General features: G+C 45.8%; 21 protein-coding genes. 5 read left to right on the top strand and 16 right to left on the bottom strand.

Annotation, left to right across the window (positions count from 1 at the left end):
* Positions 1-209: 209 nt before the first annotated feature.
* The 5 genes from DC077_RS05235 to moaC form a co-directional block, all read right to left on the bottom strand.
* Complete coding sequence (locus tag DC077_RS05235; protein ID WP_109202497.1) at positions 210-1,163, bottom strand: beta-ketoacyl-ACP synthase III; 954 nt, start codon at positions 1,161-1,163, stop codon at positions 210-212.
* An 11-nt stretch (positions 1,164-1,174) separates the two neighbouring features.
* Positions 1,175-2,218 (bottom strand): phosphate acyltransferase PlsX, encoded by a 1,044-nt coding sequence (gene plsX, locus DC077_RS05240; protein WP_420810007.1) that lies wholly within the window; start codon positions 2,216-2,218, stop codon positions 1,175-1,177.
* A gap of 184 nt (positions 2,219-2,402) precedes the next feature.
* Positions 2,403-2,597 (bottom strand): 50S ribosomal protein L32, encoded by a 195-nt coding sequence (gene rpmF / locus DC077_RS05245; protein ID WP_094567477.1) that lies wholly within the window; start codon positions 2,595-2,597, stop codon positions 2,403-2,405.
* Positions 2,598-2,648: 51 nt separating this feature from the next.
* Entirely contained in the window at positions 2,649-3,158 is a 510-nt protein-coding gene (locus DC077_RS05250) for a YceD family protein (RefSeq protein ID WP_094567478.1), read from the bottom strand.
* 74 nt (positions 3,159-3,232) lie between these two features.
* The gene (moaC, locus tag DC077_RS05255; protein ID WP_109202498.1) at positions 3,233-3,706 is read right to left on the bottom strand and encodes a cyclic pyranopterin monophosphate synthase MoaC; all 474 of its coding nucleotides are present in this window, start codon (positions 3,704-3,706) and stop codon (positions 3,233-3,235) included.
* A 183-nt stretch (positions 3,707-3,889) separates the two neighbouring features.
* On the opposite strand from moaC, the gene DC077_RS05260 reads away from it, so the two are divergent.
* The 5 genes from DC077_RS05260 to DC077_RS10640 all read left to right on the top strand — a co-directional run bounded on the left by DC077_RS05260 (position 3,890) and on the right by DC077_RS10640 (position 5,364).
* A complete protein-coding gene (locus DC077_RS05260; protein WP_109217867.1) occupies positions 3,890-4,090 on the top strand; it encodes a hypothetical protein in 201 nt (66 codons plus the stop codon).
* A 72-nt stretch (positions 4,091-4,162) separates the two neighbouring features.
* Positions 4,163-4,372, top strand: coding sequence for a hypothetical protein (locus DC077_RS10625; RefSeq protein WP_133243461.1), 210 nt, complete (start codon positions 4,163-4,165; stop codon positions 4,370-4,372).
* A gap of 81 nt (positions 4,373-4,453) precedes the next feature.
* Positions 4,454-4,735: a hypothetical protein gene (locus DC077_RS10630; protein ID WP_133243462.1), complete on the top strand. Its 282-nt coding sequence runs from the start codon at positions 4,454-4,456 to the stop codon at positions 4,733-4,735.
* 37 nt (positions 4,736-4,772) lie between these two features.
* Complete coding sequence (locus DC077_RS10635) at positions 4,773-5,054, top strand: hypothetical protein (protein ID WP_133243439.1); 282 nt, start codon at positions 4,773-4,775, stop codon at positions 5,052-5,054.
* A 37-nt stretch (positions 5,055-5,091) separates the two neighbouring features.
* Positions 5,092-5,364: a hypothetical protein gene (locus DC077_RS10640; RefSeq protein WP_133243440.1), complete on the top strand. Its 273-nt coding sequence runs from the start codon at positions 5,092-5,094 to the stop codon at positions 5,362-5,364.
* Between the two features lie 14 nt (positions 5,365-5,378).
* Here DC077_RS10640 and DC077_RS05265 read toward each other — a convergent pair whose 3' ends face one another.
* From DC077_RS05265 to tsaE, 11 genes are all read right to left on the bottom strand, one after another.
* Complete coding sequence (locus DC077_RS05265; RefSeq protein WP_109202209.1) at positions 5,379-5,834, bottom strand: YcgN family cysteine cluster protein; 456 nt, start codon at positions 5,832-5,834, stop codon at positions 5,379-5,381.
* A gap of 8 nt (positions 5,835-5,842) precedes the next feature.
* Entirely contained in the window at positions 5,843-7,024 is a 1,182-nt protein-coding gene (locus DC077_RS05270) for a YihY/virulence factor BrkB family protein (protein WP_109202208.1), read from the bottom strand.
* 42 nt (positions 7,025-7,066) lie between these two features.
* A complete protein-coding gene (locus DC077_RS05275) occupies positions 7,067-7,477 on the bottom strand; it encodes an HIT domain-containing protein (RefSeq protein WP_109202207.1) in 411 nt (136 codons plus the stop codon).
* Positions 7,478-7,665: 188 nt separating this feature from the next.
* Positions 7,666-7,950, bottom strand: a complete 285-nt coding sequence (locus DC077_RS05280; protein ID WP_109202206.1) for a cell division protein ZapA — start codon at positions 7,948-7,950, stop codon at positions 7,666-7,668.
* Positions 7,951-7,968: 18 nt separating this feature from the next.
* On the bottom strand, positions 7,969-8,220 hold the full coding sequence (locus tag DC077_RS05285; RefSeq protein WP_109202205.1) for a hypothetical protein: 252 nt from the start codon (positions 8,218-8,220) through the stop codon (positions 7,969-7,971).
* A gap of 11 nt (positions 8,221-8,231) precedes the next feature.
* Complete coding sequence (locus tag DC077_RS05290) at positions 8,232-9,449, bottom strand: UbiH/UbiF/VisC/COQ6 family ubiquinone biosynthesis hydroxylase (RefSeq protein ID WP_109202204.1); 1,218 nt, start codon at positions 9,447-9,449, stop codon at positions 8,232-8,234.
* Between the two features lie 55 nt (positions 9,450-9,504).
* Positions 9,505-11,031, bottom strand: coding sequence for an FAD-dependent monooxygenase (locus tag DC077_RS05295; protein WP_109202203.1), 1,527 nt, complete (start codon positions 11,029-11,031; stop codon positions 9,505-9,507).
* 102 nt (positions 11,032-11,133) lie between these two features.
* Positions 11,134-11,898, bottom strand: coding sequence for a type I methionyl aminopeptidase (gene map / locus DC077_RS05300; protein ID WP_109202202.1), 765 nt, complete (start codon positions 11,896-11,898; stop codon positions 11,134-11,136).
* A 202-nt stretch (positions 11,899-12,100) separates the two neighbouring features.
* Positions 12,101-12,667 (bottom strand): dCTP deaminase, encoded by a 567-nt coding sequence (gene dcd, locus DC077_RS05305; protein ID WP_094567487.1) that lies wholly within the window; start codon positions 12,665-12,667, stop codon positions 12,101-12,103.
* Positions 12,668-12,804: 137 nt separating this feature from the next.
* Positions 12,805-13,911, bottom strand: a complete 1,107-nt coding sequence (apbC, locus tag DC077_RS05310; RefSeq protein WP_109202201.1) for an iron-sulfur cluster carrier protein ApbC — start codon at positions 13,909-13,911, stop codon at positions 12,805-12,807.
* 77 nt (positions 13,912-13,988) lie between these two features.
* Complete coding sequence (gene tsaE, locus DC077_RS05315) at positions 13,989-14,540, bottom strand: tRNA (adenosine(37)-N6)-threonylcarbamoyltransferase complex ATPase subunit type 1 TsaE (RefSeq protein ID WP_239990373.1); 552 nt, start codon at positions 14,538-14,540, stop codon at positions 13,989-13,991.
* Between the last annotated feature and the right edge of the window lie 503 nt (positions 14,541-15,043).

Raw genomic sequence — 15,043 nt, forward strand, 5'->3', positions numbered from 1 at the left:
GCAGAGGGTAATTTCTCAATTACCGGAAATCACACCTTAACGATATTCTCCCGACATCATCGATGCCGAATGGCGGGCATGCACCGGTAAAAAGAACGAAATAGTTGGTTCCCGCCGCTCAATGAACCTTCTTAAGAACCATAAAAAAGGTTTTAAACAGAACTGTTTAAAACCTCTCTTCATTCAATACAGAATTTTCAATATTGTATTTACATTCTCACTAAGGCTGAGCCCCAGGTAAAGCCACCGCCGAAGGCTTCCATTAGAACAAGGTCACCCTTCTTCACGCGACCATCTTTACGTGCAACATCGAGCGCTAAAGGAATACTCGCTGCCGAGGTATTCGCATGTTGATCCACCGTAACAACCATCTTCTCTAAAGGCATACCAGCACGTTTTGCTGTTGCCGTCATAATCCGTAAATTCGCTTGATGTGGAATCAACCAATCGATATCGGAACCGGTGAGGTTCGCCGCTGTTAAGGTCTCATCTACAATCTCATGAAGTTTAGTCACAGCATGACGGAAAACTTCATTCCCCTTCATCTGCACATAGGGATAGACATCTTCACGCGAGATCACACTCTTCTTCACTGATAGGAGATCTTTATAAGCACCATCAGCATGAATATGTGTTGAGATAATTCCCTCTTCCTCTGTCGCTTCTAGGATCACCGCCGCTGCACCATCTCCAAAGAGAACACAGGTAGTACGATCACTCCAATCGAGAACGCGCGAATAGATCTCAGAACCGATCACCATCGCCTTTTTCGCCGAACCTGCTTTGATAAAGTTATCAGCAATGGCTAAAGCGTAGATAAATCCAGAGCATGCCGCACTAATATCGAAAGATGCTGCACGATGATTGCCGAGCATATCTTGTACTAATGTCGCTGTTGAGGGATATGTCTGATCGGGCGTTGTTGTTGCAAGAACAATCAAATCTAGCTCCGTTGCATCAATGTTCGCATCTTCTAATGCTTTCTTTGCCGCCTCATAGGCTAATCCCGCGGTTGTATCGCTCTCATCGGCAATATGGCGCTGACAGATTCCTGTCCGCTCTAAAATCCACTCATGCGTCGTATCAACAGTTTTGGACAATTGCTCATTTGTCACAATATTTTTCGGCAAATATTGCCCCGTTCCGATTATTCTTGAATTCATCCTTATCCAACCTATTCGTTTGACTGCTGATTCTCCGCAGTTTCAAATTGTTTTCTCATCTTATCAATTATTTGTTGCTCTACAAGCTTAACAGAAATCTCTATCGCATTTTGAAAAGAGATACGATCTGCATTCCCATGAGATTTTACAACAATTCCCCGTAAACCTAAGAGACTTGCGCCATTATGTTTACGTGGATCCATACTATTTTTAAGATCTTTTAAAACCGGCATTGAGACAACTGCCGCACATTTTGTCAGAAGATTCTTCTTAAAGGAGTTCCCTAGCTGCTGGACAATCATCTTCACTGTCCCTTCTAAAGTTTTAAGGGCAATATTCCCGGTAAAACCATCGGAGACAATCACATCCACATCATCAAAGAAGATCCCATCTGGCTCGGTAAAACCGATATAGTTGAGGTTTGATCCCTCCATGAGCGGAACTGTCCCGCGAACTAACTCATTCCCCTTCATCGCCTCTGTCCCAATATTCATCAAAGAGACTTTCGGCGCCGGATCACCACTGACAACAGAGGAAAGAAGCGAACCCATCACCGCAAATTGGTAGAGATGCTCAGGGGTTACATCCACATTCGCACCAAGATCTAAGAGATGCACATAACCCCGCTCACGCAGTGAAGGGATCGATGTACAGATCGCCGGGCGCATAATGCCAGGGAGCGTCTTTAAGACAAATTTAGCCGTTGCTAAGAGTGCGCCTGTATTTCCAGCAGACATCGCCGCATCGGCCTGCCCCTCTTTCACACAGTTGATCGCAACACGCATTGAGGAATCCTTCTTATTACGAAGGGCGCTTTGTGGCGCATCATCCATCTCTACCACTTCTGTTGCGGGAACGATGGTAATTCGCCCCGATTTAAAGTGGGGTTGATCTGCTAAAAGGGGTTGTAAAATATCCTCTTTTCCGACAGCAAGGACAGAAAGATTATCATGTGCATTTAACGCACTCACAACTGCGGGGATATACTCTGGTGCGCCGTTGTCACCACTCATCATGTCTACTGCGAGCTTTACTGGCACTTGATTGCTCTTAATCACGTTGCTGATTCCTAATTTTTAACATCAACTGATAACAGATTCTCATCCCGCTCTGTTATCGCTACTCAAATTGCGGGAAAATAGGAGAGAAACTCATAATAAAAAACCTACGCTATCTTCGAACAAGACAAGGCGTAGGTTTTCCGATATATGTCTATCAACCTCTAACAGTCGTTAAAGATTATTCTTGATCGACAACTTGTTCGTTTTTAGTGATAACTTTACGGCCACGATAGAAACCATCAGCAGTTACGTGGTGACGTAAATGCATCTCTCCTGAAGTTTTATCGATGCTTACTGGGCGTGAAGTTAAGAAATCATGCGCACGACGCATTCCTCTTTTTGAACGAGTTACCTTCGATTTTTGTACAGCCATTTTAACTACTCCTAATTAAACTATATTCTTTCAAGTGATAGAAAGATCTACCTAATCCAATAGATCTGACAGAACGGCAAAAGGATTCTTCTTCTCCTCTTCTTCTGGCAGCTCTTGATTCTTTAAAAACTCACGTCCTTCGCAAGGCTCATCATCCGGATGGTAAGGTATGATTGGCAATGCCATCAATAACTCATCTTCAAGATGATATAAGAAGCTGATGATATCGACATCTTCAATAATAATGACATCTGCATCATCCCCTACAAGCTCAGCTTCATATTCACTTTTGACAGGAAGCCATCGAAAATCGACATCCAGATCAATCGGGAATGGCTCAAGACAACGTTGACACTCAACATCGACATTGACGAACGCATGTCCAACAATGCATTTATGCTGACTCTCATCGAGTCCCGCCTCAAAAGACACAACAATATCACCATTGACCTTTTCAACCGCTTCCTCTAATCGGGGAAAGAGTTTTTTCGGTAATCGTACATTTTCAACAACGAGACGTTGATCAATGGCCTGCCATATGGTTAATGTAGAGTAATTCAAAGAACACCATCAATTCTAATAAAAGAGGGATATAGTAATCTATTGCGCAAATTTTTGCAATAAATCAGTTCGCACTAACGAACAAAGTCCCCGCTTTTCCCCCCTGTTTTTCGATCAAGGGCGATATCGGAGATCACCATTCGTTTATCAATGGCCTTTAACATATCATAAATGGTCAGTAACGCAACAGATGTTGCCGTTAAAGCCTCCATCTCCACGCCGGTAACACCATTGGTAACCACCTCTACCGTAGCGATGACGCTCTTTCTCTCCGGTTTAAGGGTAAATTCCACATTCACCTTTGTCAGTGGAAGGGGATGGCAGAGCGGGATAAGATCCGCCGTTCGTTTTGCCGCTTGAATCGCCGCGATTCGGGCAACGCCCAAGACATTTCCTTTCGAGACACGCTCTTCAACCAATGCCGAGAAGGCCTCTTCACTCATCGAGATCTCTCCGCTTGTAATCGCTCGGCGTTTTGTGATCACTTTATCGCTCACATCCACCATATGTGCCTCACCCTCAGCATTAAGGTGGGTCAATTTCCCCACTAAAGAGTTCTCCACTGCACGATCCTCATCTCTCTTCATCTCTCAATCTCCTTGATTAATAGCGCCGTTAGTATCAATCTTCCGGTCAACCCCGCGCCGGATAGTCTCATTACTTTCACAATAACAATATTGTAACCAAAAAGCGGATCAATTGGGGATGAGTTTGACCTATTGAGAGGAATAATGAATATTGAAATAGAAAAGCTGATGAATTGCCGGAGATTACCACCGCGAGCTTCCATCGATCTCGCGCCGGCAGATGGCAATTTCCCAATTACCCCCAAAAGGTATCGCTTTAATGATATTCTCCCGGCATCAAGGATGCCGAATGGCGGGCATGCACCAGTAAAAAGAGCGAGATGGTCGACTCCCGCCCCTCAATAAACCCTCTTAAGAATTATAAGAATAATCAATTGAAACAAAAAGAGTTGTTGAATTGCCGGAGATTACCACCGCGTGCTTCCATATACCGCGCGCCGGCAGATGGCGATCTTCTCATCGCCTATTTTTGAAGTGAAAAAGGCTGAACGTTGCCGGATCTCACTATCGCGTGCTTCCATATACCACGCGCCGGCAGATGGCAATTTCTCAATTACCCCAAAAGGTATCGCTTTAATGATATTCTCCCGGCATCAAGGATGCCGAATGGCGGGCATGCACCGGTAAAAAGAGCGAAATGGTCGGCTCCCGCCCCTCAAAAACTCTCTTAAGAATCATAAGAATAATCAATTGAAACAAAAAGAGCTGATGAGTTGCCGGTCCTTACTATCGCGTTCTTCTCAAAATCGTGTGCCGGCAATTCGTGATCTACTATCACCGGTTAATTTTGAAATAAAAAAGTTTGAACGCTGCCGGATCTCACTATTGCATGCTTCCATATACCACGCGCCGGCAGATGGCAATTTCCCAATTACCCCAAAAAGGTATCGCTTTAATGATATTCTCCCGGCATCAAGGATGCCGAATGGCGGGCATGCACCGGTAAAAAGAGCGAGATGGTCGGCTCCCGCCCCTCAAAAACCCTCTTAAGAATTATAAGAATAATCAATTGAAACAAAAAGAACTGTTGAATTGCCGGAGTTTACCATCACGTGCTTCCAGAAATCACATGCCGGCAAGTGGTGATCTACTATCTCCGGTTAATTTTGCAATAAAAAAGTTTGAACGCTGCCGGATCTCACTATTGCATGCTTCTATATACCACGCGCCGGCAGATGGCAATTTTCCAATTACCCCAAAAAGGTATCGCTTTAATGATATTCTCCCGGCATCAAGGATGCCGAATGGCGGGCATGCACCGGTAAAAAGAGCGAGATGGTCGGCTCCCGCCCCTCAAAAACCCTCTTAAGAATTATAAGAATAATCAATTGAAACAAAAAGAACTGTTGAATTGCCGGAGTTTACCATCACGTGCTTCCAGAAATCACATGCCGGCAAGTGGTGATCTACTATCTCCGGTTAATTTTGCAATAAAAAAGTTTGAACGCTGCCGGATCTCACTATTGCATGCTTCTATATACCACGCGCCGGCAGATGGCAATTTTCCAATTACCCCAAAAAGGTATCGCTTTAATGATATTCTCCCGGCATCAAGGATGCCGAATGGCGGGCATGCACCGGTAAAAAGAGCGAGATGGTCGGCTCCCGCCCCTCAATAAACCCTCTTAAGAATCTACTTAACCGGCTTGATCTTATCGATAAGGAAATCCTCTAAGGATTCATCATCACTTAATGCCGATTCATGTAGCAACTGCAATTGCGGAAAGGGATAGATCTCCCGAACTTTAAAGCGATCTTTTGAAAGAAGATGGTGCCATGCCGGTAGAGGCTGCCCGGCTGCACGTAATCGATAGGAACAGCTCTCCGGCAACCAACGAAATTGTGCGATATCTTGTAACTGAAGCGAGATACACTCTGGAACATATTGATGTCGATTGCAGTAGTGCCGACAAGTGCCGGCGCTTAGATCTAATAGATTACAAGCAACCCGCGTGTAGTAGATCTCCCCATCATCCTCATCTTCTAATTTGTTAAGACAACAGAGACCACAACCATCACAGAGCGCTTCCCACTCCTGAGTTGTAAGCTCTTCGAGCGGTTTCTCCCAAAAGGGCGTTTGATCACTCACACTGCCCCCTACTTAGTCAGAGAATCTGAAGCCGGTTTTGCAGAAGAATCTCCCTCCGCTTGTGAAGAAGTTGTGGAGATCTCAAGATGATCTGTCACCTCTACCCCCATATCCTTCTCCATCGGTGTCAGCGTAATCACCGATTCCACCTGCCGATCATCACTACAATGCGGCACTTTCCCCACCGCTGGCGGCGAAATATCCACCGACTCACTTGAAAGATGCTTTACAAACCACTCATTACGATCGGTATCTTTCGCCTCAAGACAGAGACGAATCTCCACCTGACTAGGCTTAACTTTGACCTCATCATCATGAGCAATCAAGGATTTAAATTGAAGATAAAAGGCGATCTGACTCCCCACTAATACAATTAACCAGGAGAGATACATCCACATAATAAAGAGTACAACACTGGCAAAACCGGAATAGATCTGCGATTGCTTACCCGACATCACCACAAATTGGGTAAAGAGCTTACCGATAAAGTACCACGCATTGGCCGCAATAAGCGCCCCAATCAGCGCCGGGATGAGATCCACCTTACGGAAAGTGATAAAGAGATAGGCAAGCCAAATCACCACCGTAACCACCGCGATGGTAAAAAATTGCCCTAAAAGAAAGGTGATCACCGGATCGGTAACAAAACCGGTCACGCGCAGAACGATAGAACTTGAGAGGAAAGAGAAAGCGATAAAGGCGAAGATCGGGCCGATCAGAATCACGACCACATAGGAGAGTAAACGCTCCTTAAATGAGCGCCCTTTCGCCACGCGCCAGATTCGATTAAAGGCCGATTCGATCGTCGTCATCAAGTTGATGGCCGTATAGAGAAGAACAAGTAGCCCTACTCCCCCCAGAATAATCCCCCGGGTATTTTCTACAAAACCGATCAGAATCGAGACAAAATCATCGGCATTCTTCTCACCTAAAAAGGAGAGCGCACTCTTGAGCAGCGGTTCTAACTCATTGTGAACCCCAAAGCCCGCCAAGATGGAGAAGGTGATCGCCATCAAGGGCACCAAAGAGAGCATTGTGGTATAGGTTAATGCTTGCGCTCGCTCTTTAAAGTTCGCCTCGCTATATTGCACAGCAATACGATAGAGCAGCTGCAAAGCCCGGCGAAACAATAAAAAAGAACCTGTCTCCGACCAGAGCCAGGCTTCTATCTTTTGAATAATCGATTTCATAAATGCCTTTTATGAAGAAAAACAGAGACTACTATGCCAAAATTAGGCAAGTTTATCAAAAGCATCCTTCAATAATTTAATGCGACGCTCTAATGCATCCGCGGCATATTGTGTACTTAGCTCAAAATAACCCCATACAGGATTAGGCCAGGCTAAATCGGTCTCATAGCGCGCAATCACATGCAGATGGAGCTGACGGACAATATTCCCTAACGCACCAATATTGAGCTTATCGGCATCAAATTGGGTCTGCATCACCTGTGATGCCATGCGTAATTCTTTGAGAAGTTGCTCCTGATCTTCAATAGAGAGATCGATAATCTCCTCAATATTACCCCGCTTCGGTACTAAAATAATCCATGGAAAACGCGCTTCATTCTGAATACGCACCTCACAGAGAGGGAGATTCGTTACAAGGCGACTATTTTTTGCTAATTCTTCATCTAAAATCATACGCGCTCCTCATGCATATCTATTGTTACTCTTATTATTGAAATTATTGCTTACTAGCTACTTACCCACTACTTGCCCACTACTTGCCCACTAATTACCCACTATATAACTCGATCAAGTACATGACTCAATGACGTCATAAAATTACGTTATAAGGCTTCATGATAGATAGACCAGCAAGAAAGGTATTACAGAAATTGATCCACCTTTTTCGATAGCGCGACCAACTCTTCTCGTAATTTAAATTCCGTTAACTCTACCCCTTTCTCCGCACGAACAAGCTCACTGGCAAGAATAATCCCCGCCATGATCGCTGCTTTTTCGAGAGAGAGACGCCCTTTTGAGCGCAATTTAGCAATCTCCGCATCGAGACGAAGGGCTGATTCACGCAACACCTCCTCTTCCGATTTTGGGGTGCTAATAGGATACTCTTCATTGGCAATTTTTACCGATACAACTACAGTCTCTGACATCTTGATTCTCCTACATTCCTACATATTTTGGCTCATCGATTCCACTCGGGAAACGAGCTTATTTAACTTCTCGGAAAGAAGGGCATTATCGGCCACTAATCGAGCATTCTCCTGCTCCATATTTTGACGATAAGCACCAAACTCCAGTTGCAAAGCCTCATTTTTTGCTTCAGATTCTTGCAATTGTGTAACGAGCTGCTGCTTCTGCTCGCCTAATGTCACCATCTTCTTCTCTAACGTCTCGAAGGCTGTTTTCAATGTATCTGACACAGTTTCTACCTCTATTTTGGTTTAACAAAAGCGGGAATATCGCCATAATATCCCATCGCAATTTTAGCAAGTTTTCGCTTCACAAAGGGAAGTTTATCGGCGGCGGATAGCCCAATATTGCGAATCCCCTTTATGATACCAGATTGGCTCGTTGAGCTTCGCTTAAAGAGATCCATCGATCCCATAATAAACATATTATGTGCTTTTCGCCGTTTTTCATAGCGTTTTAACATCTCTAAGTTCCCTAAAGGAATTCCCGCCTTGCGCGCATTGATTAACTCTTCTACCAATGTGGACGAGTCGAGATAACCGATATTGACCCCTAATCCCGCAAGAGGATGGATTGAATGCGCCGCATCACCTGCTAGAGCGAAGTTCTCGCGCACATAGGTCTGTGCATGATTGAGTCGGAGGGGATATGCACCTAACTCCCCGGCAATTTCGATCCGCCCAAAGCGCCATTCGAAACCTTCTGAGAGACGATCAGAAAAACTCTCTGGATCGAGTGCTAAGAGTTCATCTGCCTCCTCATAGGTGGTATGCCATGCTAAAGAGCAGCGTCCATCATTGAGAGGAAGCAGCGCTAGCGGACCATTGTTAAGGAAGCGTTGCCAACAGGTATTGTCGTGACTCTTCTCCGGGCGCACCTGGCCAACAATTGTCTTCTGCCCATAGCTCCAGCCTGTTGTGGGGATATTGGCCCAATCGCGCACTAAAGAGCGGCCTCCATCAGCGCCAACAATGAGCTCTGCTTCATATTTTTCACCATTATTGAGCGTGACCTCCACGCGACCATCCTCAAGACGAATAAAGGATTCGAGCTTGCAGTGATCTAAAATCGTAATAAGATCTAATGTTTTTGCCCGATCGAGAAGAACACCCTGCGTCGCTTCATTATCCATAATCCAACCTAAGGCGTCGGAACCGGTACCAGCAGCATCAAAGGTGAGCTCACCGCGCCCGCCCTCATCCCAGACATGCATATGGAGGAATGGGGTGATACGGCCGGTGTGTTGTAGCCCATCCCACGCATCCACATATTCGAGCCATTTCCGGCTAGAGGGGGTAAAAGCAGAGACACGAAGACCATAATCGTCCGTTGGATAGAGCTTCTCTAGCGGATGAAACTCAATAATTAACACCTTCAATCCCGCTTTTGCAAGACCAATCGCAATACTTGAACCGACTAAGCCGGCTCCATTAATAATGACATCGTAACGATTACTCATCTCTTCCTCTCTTCTGCTAGCGATGATCTTTTCGACGATCGCGCAAGATTATCGATCAATATCCCATTCCAAAGCGAGCGATGCGCTTCTTCAAGGGTTTTAAGAAATTAATTCCCCGGAGGGCGATATTACGCAATTGGGGCGCACAGGGCCAATCGATCCCAAAGCTTCGCACTAAGAAATCGGTGGCACCTACTACTTTTACCACATCTTTCCGGCGCGCTCGTTGATACCGCTCAAGATCATGCAGTGTCGGAATATTACCCGATTCAAAATAGGGGAGTAGTAACTCACAATCACGAAATCCTAAGTTGAGCCCCTGCCCGGCAATGGGATGCAGTGAATGGGCACTATTACCAATCAATGTTAAACAGGGTTTACAGACCGATTTAGGGATCATTAAGGTGAGATCCCAGACATGGCGCTCCGTGACCGATTCAATCTCCCCAAGATCATAACCGAGGCGGAAGATCACCTCATTGGCAAATTGCAGATCGCTCGCCTGCTGCCAATGGGCTTTATCGGTACTATCGGCGATTAGAACTACCGCCATCTCATGGCTGCCTACAGGAAGGAGCGCCAGAGGACCATCGCTTGTAAAGCGCTCATAGGCCATATTGTGGTGTGGATGCTCAAATTTAGCGCGCGCAATCACCGCAACCTGTCCATAATCGCTATGGAATGATTCAATCCCCGAGAGCTGGCGCAGGTGGGAATGCATCCCTTCTGCCGCAATAACCCAATCGAAGATCTCCTCTTCCACCTTTTCCACTTTTTCCATCTTGCTTTCGCCCCTCTTTGTCGAGAGGAGCTGACAACGCGCCACCTCACGATGGGACTTATCCGCAGGATTAGCAGGGTTAGCACACTCTAATTGGTAGTGGCGTAGTGCCGTCTGATCACGATACTCAATATTGGGGCATTGATCGATCGCTGAGAGCATCTCTAGACGCAAGCGCCCTAAAGGCACTAAAGCACCAAATGATTGGAGATGATGCTCTGAAGCGAAGAGCTCCACCTTTGTGGCATACCCCTTCTCTGAGACATGAACACTTTCGATCGGTGTTGCGTAAGGTTTTAAAGCTTGCCAAATATCGATCTTTTCTAGATATTTAACCGAACGGTAAGAGAGCGCAATCATGCGCGTATCTTCATTGAGTAGCTCTATCGTCGGTCTTGGATGCTGATCGACAATGGTGATCGCTAGCGAACTCTCTTTTAAGCCTAACGCAAAGGAGAGCCCTATCGGACCGGCACCTGAGATCAAAATCCGTTTCTTTTCTCTGCTAGACTCCACCGATTTCTGCCCCTGCTGATTCTGCTGATCTTGCTGATTTGGCTTTTCGGCCGAATCTTTCTGGTCTTTCTGATCTTTATGGGCTTTCTGCTCGGTAGCGACAGGCTTATTTCCGGATACTTGAGCCGCCGGCTGCTCTGGCTTTTGCCCCTTCTGAGCTTTCCGAGTTTTCTGAGCTGCCTTTTGACCCTTTTGAGCTTGTTGACCCTTTTGACCTGTTTGACCCTGCTGAGCTAGGGATTGATCTAGCTGTTGATCTGGCTGTTGACCTTTTCTCTGTTCCATAGGTGCGATCCTCTTTTTTGCATGCCATCCATTGTAGCGATCTTTAAATAAGCATGATTGATATATCACAAGTTAACTGCACAACTGCAAAGGCGAGAGCGATTAGATCGTTGGGAGACTGAGGATCTCATAGCCCTCTTCGGTCACCAATACCGCATGTTCCCACTGCGCCGTTAAGGAGCGATCGCGAGTTACTGCCGTCCAACCATCACCTAAGACCTTCACTGCCGCTTTACCGACATTGATCATCGGCTCGATCGTAAAGATCATCCCCGGCTCCATAATCTCCGTCACTAATGGGGAGTCATAATGGAGTACTTGTGGCGCTTCATGCAGGCTAAGACCAACGCCATGACCACAGAAATCTTGAACAACGGAGTAGTGATGCGCATGGGCATGTTTTTGAATCGCACGACCAATATTTCTAAAAGGCGCACCCGGTTTAACCTCTTCGATCCCGAGCATCATGCACTCATAGGTGACATCCACTAAGCGTTTTGCCAAGATCGAAACCTCACCGATGCAGAACATCTGGCTCGAATCTCCAAAGAAACCATCTTTTGCCAAGCAGATATCGATATTAACAATATCACCCTCTTTTAGCGCGCGATCGCCGGGAATTCCATGGCACACTACATGATTGACAGAGATACAGGTCGCACCGGGAAAAGGAGGCTGCCCATAGTTGAGGCTTCCTGAGATTAACCCTTCTTCATCCATCCAGCCGTGGATCATATCGTCGATCTCTTTAGTGGTAACGCCCGATTTTACATAAGGTTTAACTCGCTTTAAGAGATTCGCAACCGCTTGGTTCGCTTTCCGAATTCCTTCAATCTGCTCTGCATTCTTGACAATAATTTTTGACATAACATTCAATTCCTAATTCTGTATCTAGTTCTGTATCTAGTTCTGTATCTAGTTTTATATCTAATTCTAGCTCTAGCTTCGTATCACGAAGTCCGGTTTCACTAACCTGAGCGATCTGCCTGATACGCCATCAACGATCTCTCAAAGGGTAGAAAAACGAGAAGCTCCTTAAGAGGAGCTTCTACACTTAAAAAGGGCTACTTTAAGTTCTTGGAAGCGTCACGCCGGTCTGCCCCTGATACTTCCCACCACGATCTTTATAGGAGATATCACACTCCTGATCGGACTCAAAGAAGAGCATCTGCGCGACCCCTTCGCCGGCATAGATCTTCGCCGGGAGATTGGTGGTATTGGAGAACTCCAAGGTGACATGCCCTTCCCACTCAGGCTCTAATGGCGTGACATTCACAATAATGCCACAACGCGCATAAGTGGATTTACCTAGGCAGATCGTTAACACAGAGCGAGGAATACGGAAATACTCCACCGTCCGTGCTAATGCAAAGGAGTTAGGAGGAATAATGCAGACATCAGAGACAAGATCAACAAAGCTATTCTCATCGAAGTTTTTAGGATCGACGATGCTCGAATTGATATTGGTGAAGATCTTAAACTCATTACTACAACGCACATCATAACCATAGCTTGATGTCCCATAGCTAATAATGCGACCGGTTTCATTCTCTCTGACTTGCCCAGGTTCAAAGGGCTCAATCATGCGATGCTTTTCTGCCTGCTCTCGAATCCAATGGTCTGCTTTAATTGACATACGTTTTCCTTCCTACAAATAGAGTATGCGATAGCATCTACGCTACCTTAACTTCCGTGTTCCCTTCAGTACCCACTTCAGTATTGCTTTAATAATTTTCTAATATTATGGCTTTCTAATATTATGATTTTCTAATCTTACTTTAACTCTTTACCTTGCGACTGCTGCACAACGACCTTAGGGAAGCCCGCCATTCGATCACGCTCTCGCAAGGAGAGTTTTGCCGCCATCTTAATCGCGATATCTTGATAGAGTTTCGCTAAATGGTCATCAGTTGTTGCTGTTGGCTGACCGCGATCGGCCTCTTCTCGAATCTTCATATCGAGCGGCATTCTGCCTAAGAGGGTGATTCCCTCCTTCTCTGCTAAAGTGCGCCCGCCATCTGTGCCGAAGATCGCCTCTTCATGACCACATTTTGAACAGATGTGGTAGCTCATATTCTCCACGATCCCTAAGATTGGAATTCCCACTTTTTCAAACATGGTAATTCCCTTACGCGCATCGAGAAGTGCGATATCTTGAGGCGTTGTCACAATAACACTTCCTGAGACAGGCACCTGCTGAGCAAGTGTTAATTGGATATCTCCTGTTCCCGGTGGCATATCGACAATGAGATAATCGAGATCTTTCCAGTTGGTCTCTTTTAACATCTGTGCAAGCGCTGAGACCGCCATCGGCGCACGCCAAATTGCCGCATCACGATCGGCAATAAGATAACCGATAGAGTTGGTCTGTAATCCTTGTGTCTCCACCGGCTCCATCGATTTGCCATCGAGTGAAACGGGTTTTTCATGACTATTGAGCATCGTCGGTAAGCTTGGGCCATAGATATCGGCATCCAAAATCCCCACTTTTGCCCCTTCATTAAGTAGCGAGAGGGCTAAGTTAACAGAGGTTGTCGATTTACCAACGCCCCCTTTCCCTGATGCCACCGCAATAATATTGCGAACATTAGGAAGCGCATGGAGCTGACCTTGCACCTTATGAGCCACTACTTTTGTCGTGACAGAGACAAGCGCATCAACACCTGTTGCCGCTTTAATCGCTGTCTCTAATTGTGCTTTAATCGCTTCGCTATGTGCTTTGGCATAGAAACCTAGAACAATATCGACCTTAACCGCCGGCGATGCGCCCTCATTGATCTCAATCGACTTCACACACCCCGCTGAAAGAAGATCAACCTCTAAATAGGGGTCTTGATGCTGCTTAATAATCTCTTCAATCGTCGCTTTTGTTACGTTCATAGGTTCATCCTCGCTAAATTAAAATGAGTGGATCTATTCTAACACTGCTTGACAAATAAATTAACCGGGATTCTTCCCTACTCTTGATTTTGCGCCTCAAGTGTGGCAAGAAGTTCCTCGCCAAGAGGACTCTGTGGACTCATCCGCAGACTCAGCTGCTCGCCCTCGCGCATTAAATTGAGCTCAATATCCGCTAGCGGCAAGACTCCATCCCCCTTCTCCGGCCACTCAATAAGCCAGATCCCCTGCTCTTCGAGCAATCCTAAATCATAGAGCTCTAAAGGGGAGGCTAAACGATAAAGATCGGCATGATAGATGGTCATTACATGATCGCTCTCACCCTCTTTCTGCTCCTGACCCATTTTTGAATTTGTTTTCGACGCCGACTTCCCACGCCCCTTCTCTGATGCAAGCTCTGCCAGGAGAGTAATCTCATAAGGCTCGATCAAAGTATAGGTGGGGCTCTTCACCGCACCGGTCACACCAAAGGCTTGGATAAAGTAACGTGAAAAGGTGGTCTTCCCCGCGCCCAAATCGCCATGGAGATAGAGTTTCAGATCATGCCCCGGAGCTTGTCGCTTCTCTTCCCGCTTATCCTGCTTCTTCTCAGCTCCATCCTCTGCGCTCATAAAGTGCTCTACAATCAGCCCTGCCAATTGCGTTGCAAAGTGAGCCGTTGCGGCTTCAGCCGGAAGTTGTAGATTAAGGGTTCCATCACCATTTCGGCTCAGGGTGAAGGAGGCATCAATAATGGCTTCAGCCCCATTGCTCTCTCCCTCAGCTCCCTCATACTCATCACAACTATCGTATCCATTTTCCGTGCGATCATTGATCACTTGATCCACATCGCTTGCTTCTTTCTCATTGATCATCTTTCACCTACTCTGCAAGAATCTCTTGCGCTACGCTTAAATCGTCTCTCTCTCTAAATATCTTTCTTAAGTATCTTTCTAAATATCTTTCTTAAGCATCTCTCTCATCTAATATTACGCTTAATATCGCTCCGATATTGCTCTGAATATCGTTCTGAATATCGTTCTGAATATCGTTCTGAATATCGTTCTTAATACTGTATCTCTAAAAACGTTAACAGCTCTCAACCTAAAACTCATTTAAAACTCATTTAAGACTC

Origin of the sequence: Ignatzschineria cameli, from assembly GCF_003121895.1 — a bacterium.
Classification (GTDB): domain Bacteria; phylum Pseudomonadota; class Gammaproteobacteria; order Cardiobacteriales; family Wohlfahrtiimonadaceae; genus Ignatzschineria; species Ignatzschineria cameli.

Bases quoted from the DNA above. Each gene is read 5' to 3' on its own strand.
- dcd (WP_094567487.1), bottom strand. From the start codon at position 12,667: ATGTCAATTAAAGCAGACCATTGGATTCGAGAGCAGGCAGAAAAGCAT.
- tsaE (WP_239990373.1), bottom strand. From the start codon at position 14,540: ATGAGCGCAGAGGATGGAGCTGAGAAGAAGCAGGATAAGCGGGAAGAG.
- DC077_RS05295 (WP_109202203.1), bottom strand. From the start codon at position 11,031: ATGGAACAGAGAAAAGGTCAACAGCCAGATCAACAGCTAGATCAATCC.
- DC077_RS05270 (WP_109202208.1), bottom strand. From the start codon at position 7,024: ATGAAATCGATTATTCAAAAGATAGAAGCCTGGCTCTGGTCGGAGACA.
- DC077_RS05260 (WP_109217867.1), top strand. From the start codon at position 3,890: ATGAATATTGAAATAGAAAAGCTGATGAATTGCCGGAGATTACCACCG.
- DC077_RS05235 (WP_109202497.1), bottom strand. From the start codon at position 1,163: ATGAATTCAAGAATAATCGGAACGGGGCAATATTTGCCGAAAAATATT.
- apbC (WP_109202201.1), bottom strand. From the start codon at position 13,911: ATGAACGTAACAAAAGCGACGATTGAAGAGATTATTAAGCAGCATCAA.
- rpmF (WP_094567477.1), bottom strand. From the start codon at position 2,597: ATGGCTGTACAAAAATCGAAGGTAACTCGTTCAAAAAGAGGAATGCGT.
- DC077_RS05290 (WP_109202204.1), bottom strand. From the start codon at position 9,449: ATGAGTAATCGTTACGATGTCATTATTAATGGAGCCGGCTTAGTCGGT.
- DC077_RS10630 (WP_133243462.1), top strand. From the start codon at position 4,454: ATGAGTTGCCGGTCCTTACTATCGCGTTCTTCTCAAAATCGTGTGCCG.
- DC077_RS05280 (WP_109202206.1), bottom strand. From the start codon at position 7,950: ATGTCAGAGACTGTAGTTGTATCGGTAAAAATTGCCAATGAAGAGTAT.
- DC077_RS05275 (WP_109202207.1), bottom strand. From the start codon at position 7,477: ATGATTTTAGATGAAGAATTAGCAAAAAATAGTCGCCTTGTAACGAAT.
- map (WP_109202202.1), bottom strand. From the start codon at position 11,898: ATGTCAAAAATTATTGTCAAGAATGCAGAGCAGATTGAAGGAATTCGG.